8 protein-coding genes are annotated in these 8,234 nt (G+C 56.5%); 6 read left to right on the plus strand and 2 right to left on the minus strand.

Annotated elements, in window-relative coordinates; genetic code table 11:
• The first annotated feature begins 47 nt into the window (after positions 1-47).
• The 3 genes from gsiC (at position 48) to B3041_RS04950 (ending at position 2,500) form a co-directional block, all read left to right on the plus strand.
• Positions 48-968: a glutathione ABC transporter permease GsiC gene (gsiC, locus tag B3041_RS04940; RefSeq protein WP_065649747.1), complete on the plus strand. Its 921-nt coding sequence runs from the start codon at positions 48-50 to the stop codon at positions 966-968.
• A gap of 10 nt (positions 969-978) precedes the next feature.
• Positions 979-1,884: a glutathione ABC transporter permease GsiD gene (gsiD, locus tag B3041_RS04945; protein WP_065649746.1), complete on the plus strand. Its 906-nt coding sequence runs from the start codon at positions 979-981 to the stop codon at positions 1,882-1,884.
• Positions 1,885-2,050: 166 nt separating this feature from the next.
• Positions 2,051-2,500, plus strand: a complete 450-nt coding sequence (locus B3041_RS04950; RefSeq protein WP_065649745.1) for a DUF4385 domain-containing protein — start codon at positions 2,051-2,053, stop codon at positions 2,498-2,500.
• On the opposite strand, the gene rimO is transcribed toward B3041_RS04950, so the two are convergent.
• Positions 2,497-3,822, minus strand: coding sequence for a 30S ribosomal protein S12 methylthiotransferase RimO (rimO, locus tag B3041_RS04955; RefSeq protein ID WP_065649744.1), 1,326 nt, complete (start codon positions 3,820-3,822; stop codon positions 2,497-2,499). The genes B3041_RS04950 and rimO overlap by 4 nt on opposite strands.
• Positions 3,823-4,127: 305 nt before the next feature.
• Between rimO and B3041_RS04960 the strand changes: the two genes are divergently transcribed.
• Together B3041_RS04960 and B3041_RS04965 are read left to right on the plus strand one after the other, a co-directional pair.
• On the plus strand, positions 4,128-4,763 hold the full coding sequence (locus tag B3041_RS04960; RefSeq protein WP_065649743.1) for a carbonic anhydrase: 636 nt from the start codon (positions 4,128-4,130) through the stop codon (positions 4,761-4,763).
• 105 nt (positions 4,764-4,868) lie between these two features.
• Positions 4,869-6,002, plus strand: coding sequence for a PQQ-dependent sugar dehydrogenase (locus B3041_RS04965; RefSeq protein WP_065649742.1), 1,134 nt, complete (start codon positions 4,869-4,871; stop codon positions 6,000-6,002).
• On the opposite strand, the gene B3041_RS04970 is transcribed toward B3041_RS04965, so the two are convergent.
• Positions 6,003-6,659 carry an HAD family hydrolase gene (locus tag B3041_RS04970; protein WP_065649741.1) on the minus strand — a complete coding sequence of 219 codons (657 nt, stop codon included), beginning with the start codon at positions 6,657-6,659 and terminating at the stop codon, positions 6,003-6,005. It lies immediately after the preceding gene.
• Positions 6,660-6,931: 272 nt separating this feature from the next.
• Between B3041_RS04970 and B3041_RS04975 the strand changes: the two genes are divergently transcribed.
• Entirely contained in the window at positions 6,932-8,134 is a 1,203-nt protein-coding gene (locus tag B3041_RS04975) for a serine hydrolase (RefSeq protein ID WP_075050747.1), read from the plus strand.
• Positions 8,135-8,234: the final 100 nt, after the last annotated feature.

The raw sequence follows: 8,234 nt of genomic DNA on the forward strand, positions 1-8,234 counted from the left end.
CAGACTGGCCAGCCGTTCAGGCTGGCCACTGCTGCGCAGGATGTTGCATGCTCAACTACTTTTTTAAACGATTGCTGGGGCTGATCCCCACGCTGCTGATTGTTGCCGTACTGGTGTTCCTGTTCGTGCATCTGCTGCCCGGCGATCCGGCACGTCTGATTGCCGGACCCGAAGCTGATGCATCCGTTGTTGCGCTGGTACGCAGCGAGCTGGGGCTGGATCAGCCTCTCATCCGGCAGTTCGGGCACTTTATTTTCAACGCGCTGCAGGGCGATTTCGGCCAGTCGCTGGTCTCCAGACGCCCGGTAGCGGATGAAATTGCGATGCGCTTCTATCCGACGCTGTGGCTGACGCTGGCCAGTATGGCGTGGTCAGTGCTGCTGGGTATGGCGCTGGGGATTGTTTCTGCCGTATGGCGCAATCGCTGGCCCGATCGTATCGGCATGACGCTGGCGGTTTCCGGCATCTCGTTTCCGGCCTTTGCGCTGGGCATGCTGCTGATGCAGATTTTCTCCGTGGAGCTGGGCTGGCTGCCTACCGTCGGCGCGGATAGCTGGCAGCACTATATTCTGCCCTCTGTCACGCTGGGCGCTGCCGTCGCGGCGATCATGGCGCGCTTTACCCGCGCCTCCTTTATAGAGGTTTTGCAGGAAGATTACATGCGCACCGCCCGGGCCAAAGGCGTACGCGAATCGCTGGTGGTGGTAAAACATGGGCTGCGTAACGCTCTGATCCCGGTGGTCACGATGATGGGCCTGCAGTTTGGTTTCCTGCTGGGGGGATCTATCGTCGTGGAGGTGGTGTTTAACTGGCCTGGTCTGGGTCGCCTGCTGGTGGACTCCGTGGAGATGCGTGACTATCCGGTGATTCAGGCGGAAGTCCTGCTGTTTTCGCTGGAGTTTATTCTGATCAACCTGATTGTCGATATGCTTTACGCGGCGATTAATCCGGCTATTCGCTACAAATAAGGAGTCGCAATTGAACAACTGGCGACGCGATGCGGCGGTGAAACAGCTGCCGCACCTGACGGAAAACCGGGTGCGTACCCCGTGGCGTGAGTTCTGGCGCCGTTTTCGCCGGCAGCATGTGGCGCTGCTGGCAGGCAGTTTTGTCCTGCTGCTGATTGTGGTGGCCTGTATTGCACCGTGGATCGCGCCTTTCGATGCGGAAAACTATTTCGACTACGATCGCCTGAATGAAGGGCCATCCTGGCTGCATCTGTTTGGCGTGGACTCGCTGGGGCGCGACATATTCAGCCGGGTGCTGGCTGGTACCCGTATCTCGCTGATGGCGGGCTTTTTCTCTGTGATTATCGGTGCGTTTATCGGTACGCTGCTGGGTCTGCTGGCGGGTTACTATGAGGGCTGGTGGGATCGCCTGATTATGCGCATCTGCGACGTACTGTTCGCGTTTCCCGGTATTCTGCTGGCGATTGCGGTCGTCGCCATTATGGGCAGCGGGATGAGCAATGTCATTGTGGCGGTAGCGATTTTCAGCATACCCGCGTTCGCCCGGCTGGTGCGGGGTAACACGCTGGTGCTGAAGCAGCAGACTTATATCGAATCGGCGCGCAGTATCGGTGCTTCAGACCGGACCATTATTTTACGGCATATTCTGCCCGGCACGATCTCATCAATCATGGTCTATTTCACGATGCGGATTGGCACCTCAATTATTACCGCCGCCAGCCTCTCTTTTCTGGGGCTCGGTGCACAGCCACCCACGCCGGAGTGGGGAGCGATGCTGAATGAAGCGCGGGCGGATATGGTGATGGCACCCCACGTGGCTATTTTTCCCAGTCTGGCGATTTTTCTGACCGTACTGGCATTTAACCTGCTGGGTGATGGTCTGCGCGATGCGCTGGATCCAAAACTGAAAAGCTGAGCAGCGGACCGGCCCGGGCCACTAAATGTGTCTAATATTAAAGGAGCAGCAATAACGCTTTCACAGATTTTCCCCGGCCCGTTTCGCAGGACGTTGCTCTGCCGGTAAGCATGCTGCCGGCGCAAAGCAGTTCCGATCACAGGTCAGGGCGCAAAGGAGAAAAGAGATGGAACCGTTTGACTATCAGCAGGATTATAAAAATCTCGATTTGCGACAGCATCCTGAGCTTTATCGCGTGGGGCGGGGTGAGCAGGGCGTACTGATGGTAGAGCCTTACAAAAGCGAGATTCTGCCCTGGTGGCGTTTTCGCACCGTCGAGGTGGCGAAAGAGTCGTCTGAAAAAATCATGCAGCTGTTTGAAGACTATCGCGAGAAAGATGATTTTGTCGGTATGGATATGGCACGCAAATTTATTCAGATGGGATATACGCGCGCCCGGCGCTACAGCAATCATCAGGGCGGACGTAAATATGATGCTGATGGCAAAGAGCTGCCGCGGACGGTAGAGAAAGAGAAGGCCGCCGCGGCGGCCATCTTTAAAGCGTGCTGGGATAAATTACGCGCTGATGAAGATTATCTGGCGCGTAAAAAAGCGCATCAGAAGAAATATGGTTAGATGCGGCTGCCCCACAGATCGTATTCGTCGGCGTGTTCCACTTTCACCCGCACCACATCACCTGCTTTTACCTGCCGGTCGCCGTTGAGATAGACGGCACCGTCGATTTCCGGTGCGTCTGCCATGCTGCGTCCGACGGCACCTTCTTCATCCACTTCATCGATGATCACCAGTATTTCGCGGCCGACTTTCTCCTGCAGACGTTCGCTGGAGATCTGCTGCTGCAGCTGCATAAAGCGGTCAAAGCGCGCCTGTTTTACCTCTTCCGGAACCGGATCCGGCAGCTGATTAGCGGTAGCGCCTTCTACCGGGCTGTACTGGAAGCAGCCTACGCGATCGAGGCGCGCTTCTTTCAGGAAGTCGAGCAGCATCTGGAAATCTTCTTCGGTTTCACCGGGGAAGCCCACGATAAACGTAGAGCGCAGCGTCAGCTCCGGGCAGATCTCGCGCCAGCGCTTGATGCGCTCCAGCGTACGTTCCACAGCGCCCGGGCGCTTCATCAGCTTCAGAATGCGCGGGCTGGCGTGCTGTAGCGGAATGTCGAGGTAGGGCAATATTTTGCCTTCTGCCATCAGCGGGATGACATCATCGACGTGCGGATAGGGATAAACATAGTGCAGACGCACCCAGACGCCGAGCTTCGCGAGCTGTTCGCACAGGCTCACCATGCTGGTTTTTACCGGCGCGCCGTTCCAGAAACCGGTACGATGTTTCACATCAACGCCGTAAGCCGAGGTGTCCTGTGAGATCACCAGCAACTCTTTCACGCCCGACTCAGCCAGACGCTTCGCCTCATCCAGCACGCTGCCAATCGGGCGGCTGTCGAGATCGCCACGCATGGACGGAATAATGCAGAACGTACAGCGGTGGTTGCAGCCTTCTGAGATCTTCAGATAGGCGTAGTGGCGCGGCGTCAGTTTCACGCCCTGCTCAGGCACCAGGCTCAGAAACGGGTTATGCACAGGTTTAGGCACGTAGGTATGCACGTGCTCAAGTACCTGCTCATAGCTGTGCGGACCGGTGATCTCCAGTACTTTCGGGTGCACTTCGCGGATCTGATCCACTTTGGCACCCAGACAGCCGGTGACGATCACTTTGCCGTTCTCATTCAGCGCTTCACCAATCGCTTCCAGAGATTCCTGAACCGCGCTGTCAATAAATCCGCAGGTGTTAACGATAACGATCTCCGCGTCATCGTAGCGTGGTACCACGTCATAGCCTTCAGTACGCAGTTCCGTCAGGATACGTTCTGAGTCAACGAGGTTTTTAGGACAACCGAGTGAGACGAAGCCCACGCGTGGCGGATTAGTGACATGGCTCATAAGGATAAAAATTCATCATAATTAGTATGGACAGGAGCGCGATTGTACAGAGGTTGCAGCGGAAAATGTATAGCTGAAGCGATAATCTGCCTGACAGCAAAATGCGAATGCAGCGCTATGCTTAGAGTGCGCGGCGCCGCCTGACGCCGGGTATTTCAGCCTGTAGCGGGTTGTGCGGTGGCTGCGATTTTGCTTAAATGACGGGTTGTTGAAGGTAACTTATTCTCAACGCTGAAGAATTTAAACGCATGCGCTGGCAGGCTACGAGATGACAGCGCAGCAGTGCATAGAGTGAGAGCAGACAAATGCAAGAGATCGTCAAAGGTTTTCTGAATTTTCAACAGAACGTATTCCCTGAAAGGAAGGATCTTTTCAAGAGTCTGGCTTCCAACCAGAATCCTAAAGCGCTGTTTATCTCCTGTTCAGACAGCCGTCTGGTACCGGAGCTGGTCACCCAGCAGGAGCCGGGTCAGCTGTTTGTGATCCGCAACGCCGGCAACATTGTGCCGCCCTTTGGCCCGGAGCCAGGCGGCGTCTCTGCCACTATCGAGTATGCGGTACTGGCGCTGGGCGTAACGGAAATTATCATTTGCGGCCACTCTAACTGTGGCGCGATGAACGCTATCGCCTCTAATGCCGATCTGGAAAACATGCCGGCGGTCGATCACTGGCTGCACTACGCTAACGCCGCGAAATCTGTGGTTGATGAACGTAACTACGATTCTGTTGAGGTGCGCCTTAATGAGATGGTGAAAGAGAACGTTATTGCGCAGCTGAACAATATCAAAACGCATCCTTCTGTCTCTGTCGCGCTGCGTAAAGGCAAGCTGCGTCTGCACGGCTGGGTTTACGATATCGAAACGGGCAAAATCAACGCCCTGACGAAAGGCGGCGCAGAGTTTATCTGCCTGTCTGATAACCCTGAAACCTGCTTCGAATAATTCCCTCCAGCCCGGCTTCCGCCGGGCTTAATGTTTTGTAAATTTCATCCGCTGCTGCGCGCGCGCTGTCTACCCTTAACGGCAGAGTGAACACAGGAGCAACCTATGCATATCTGGCGAACAGCGCTGATTTCCGGCGCACTAAGCGGTTCTTCCCTGGCGCTGGCCGCGGATGTGACGGTACAGGTGCTGCAGGATAAACTCTCTCATCCCTGGGCCGTGGCCTTTTTACCGGATAATCGCACGCTGCTTATCACTGAGCGCACCGGTCAGCTGCGCAGCTGGCAACCTGAAAGCGGTCTGTCGCAGCCGATCCAGGGCGTGCCGCAGGTCTGGGCTGAGCGGCAGGGTGGATTACTGGATGTGGTTCTGGCGCCTGACTTCGCGCAAAGCCGCCGCGTCTGGCTGAGTTATACCACGGCTGACGCCAGCGGGCGCGCCGGCGGGGTCGTGGGGTATGGCCAGCTGAGTGAGGACAGGCAGAAGCTTAACGGATTTCGCGTGGTGCTGGAGCAGACGCCAAAACTCTCCGGCGGTGCGAATCTGGGTACCCGGCTGGCGTTTGACCGGCAGGGCTTTCTCTATGTGGCGTTTGGCGACAATTTTGTCAGCAGCAGCGCCCGGCAGCTGGATAAACTGTCAGGCAAAATTGTTCGTCTGACGCAGGAGGGAAGGGTGCCGCAGGATAACCCGTTTGTCCGCAAAGAGGGTGCCCGTCCGGAGATCTGGAGTTATGGCGTGCGTAACCCTCAGGGGCTGGCGCTGAATCCCTGGACACAGCAGATGTGGGAAAGTGAACACGGGCCCCGCGGCGGCGATGAGGTAAACCGGCTGGAGAAGGGCCACAACTACGGCTGGCCGCTCGCCACCTGGGGCATAGATTACAGCGGGCAGCCGGTACCGGAAGCGCAAGGCACCCATGTAGCCGGAACCGATCAGCCGCTGTTCTGGTGGAAAGTGTCACCGGCTATCAGCGGCATGGCGTTCTACAACAGCACGCGCTTCCCGCAGTGGAAAAATGCGCTGTTTATCGGTGCGTTAAAAGAGAAAAGCCTCATCCGTCTGCGCGTTGAGGGCGATCGGGTTACGGAGGAAGAGCGCCTGCTGACCGATCGCAACGAACGCATCCGTGATGTGCGTCAGGGGCCGGATGGCTGGCTCTATGTACTGACTGATGAGGCCAGCGGTAAACTGCTTCGGGTGGGACCGGAGCCGGAGCAGGCTGCAACACGTAACTAGTCAGCGCGCCCAGCGGCAAATCTGCCAGCCGCGCTGCTCCGCTTCATGCTGCAGACGCGCATCCGGATTGACTGCCCAGGCGTGATCGGCCCAGGTCAGCAGCGGCAGATCGTTAAACGAGTCGCTGTAGGCCCAGGTCCGTGTAAAACTGAGCGCCTGCTGACGGGTCTGCCAGTCGCGCAGGCGCACCACTTTGCCTTCGCGATAGGTTGCGGTGCCGAGAATAGATCCGCTGTAGCGCGCATCAACCACTTCAGCATGGATGGCCAGCGCACCGTCCACGCCCAGACGCTCAGCGATAGGAATGGCAAGGTGGTCGCCGCTGGCGGTAACGATCAGCACCTTATCGCCGCGCTGCTGATGCCACTGAATACGCTCCCGCGCGGCAGGAAACACACGCGGCAGGATGTCGCGGTGGATAAAGCGTCTTATCCAGCCAGCCACGGTCGGCGTGGCCATGCCAGCCAGCGGCGCCAGCGTGGTGTGCATATACTCTTCAATGGGCAGCTCACCGGCGTGATAACGCTGCATCAGCCTGCGATCCTCATCAATCACTGTTTCAGGCGCAAATCCCTGTGAGACAAGCCAGCGTAACCAGAGGCTGGTGCTGTCTTCGCTTATCAGGGTTTCATCGAGATCGAACACGGCAAGATCCATAACGCTCTCCTCAGGCTGGCTGGTTTCAGCGTAGCGGAGTTTTGTGACAGGCTTAGCTTTTTCAGTCAAATTCAGAATTGTGCGCAGTTTTTTTACCGCCGGTGACGGCTTACACTGGGCCTGACAGGAGGCTCACCTGGATTAATATAAGAAAACTTAATTAACTTTACGATTCAACGGTTTTTTTCGCCCGCGTGAACCGTTAGCGTTTTACACGAGATCTCCCCCGCCCGCGAAAGCCCCGATTTTACAAGGACAATCTGGTTACGCCCATGAAACTACACCTTTGCGCATCGTTATTACGGCCCCTGGCTGCTTCCTCTCTGTTGTTTATTTTTCCTGCGGTTTCTCAGGCCGTTGACGCCCCGGCCGCCCCGCAAATCGAGGCTAAAGCCTGGGTGCTGATGGATTACAACAGTGGCAAAGTGCTGGCTGAGTCGAATGCCGATCAGCGGCTCGATCCCGCCAGTCTGACCAAGATGATGACCAGCTATGTGGTAGGGCAGGCGCTGAAATCCGGAAAGATTAACAACGGGGATATGGTAACGATCGGCCAGGACGCCTGGGCAACCGGTAATCCCAAGCTGCGCGGCTCATCGCTGATGTTTCTCAAGCCCGGCGACCGCATTCCGGTATCAGAATTAAATAAAGGCATTGTTATTCAGTCCGGTAACGATGCCTGTATTGCGCTGGCAGATTACGTTGCCGGCAGCCAGGATGCGTTTATCGGACTGATGAATAACTATGTGAAAGCCTTTGGCCTGCAAAATACCCATTTTATGACGGTGCACGGGCTGGACGCGGAAGGGCAATACAGCACTGCCCGCGATATGGCGATTATCGGCCAGCGGCTGATAAGCGATGTGCCGGACGAGTATGCGCTGAACAGCGAGAAAGAGTTCACGTTTAATAATATTAAACAGCGCAACCGCAACCGGCTGCTCTGGAGCTCTAACCTGAAAGTGGACGGCATTAAAACCGGACATACTTCAGGCGCAGGCAACAATCTGGTCGCGTCTGCCGTTGATGGCGATATGCGACTGGTCTCCGTAGTGCTGGGTGCGCAAACCGATGCCATTCGGTTTCGTGAGAGTGAAAAGCTGCTGACCTGGGGGTTCCGTTTTTATGAGACGGTAACGCCTATCAAGGCCGATAAGCCATTTGCCCGCCAGCGCGTCTGGTTTGGTGACAAGGGAGAGGTAAATCTTGGCGTAGCGAAAGATGCCGCCATTACCGTGCCTAAGGGGCAGATGAAAAATCTGAAAGCGAGCTTTACCCTCAATACGCCGCAGCTGGAAGCACCCATCGCCAAAAATCAGGTTGTCGGCACTATCGATTTTCAGCTGGATGGGAAAACCATTGAGCAACGCCCGCTGGTGGCAATGGAAGCCGTGCCGGAAGGCGGCTTTGTCGGGCGTATCTGGGATTTTATTATGATGAAATTCCACGGCTGGTTCGGGAAGTGGTTTAGTTAAGACGCTGGCGCAGGCGCAGGCGCAGGCGCAGGCGCGGGTTCCGGGTTAAGCGCTGGTTCCGGGTTAAGCGCTGGTTCCGGGTTAAGCGCCGGTTCCGTTC

The sequence above is a fragment of the Pantoea sp. UBA4549 genome (assembly GCF_002387285.1).
Classification (GTDB): domain Bacteria; phylum Pseudomonadota; class Gammaproteobacteria; order Enterobacterales; family Enterobacteriaceae; genus Pantoea; species Pantoea borealis.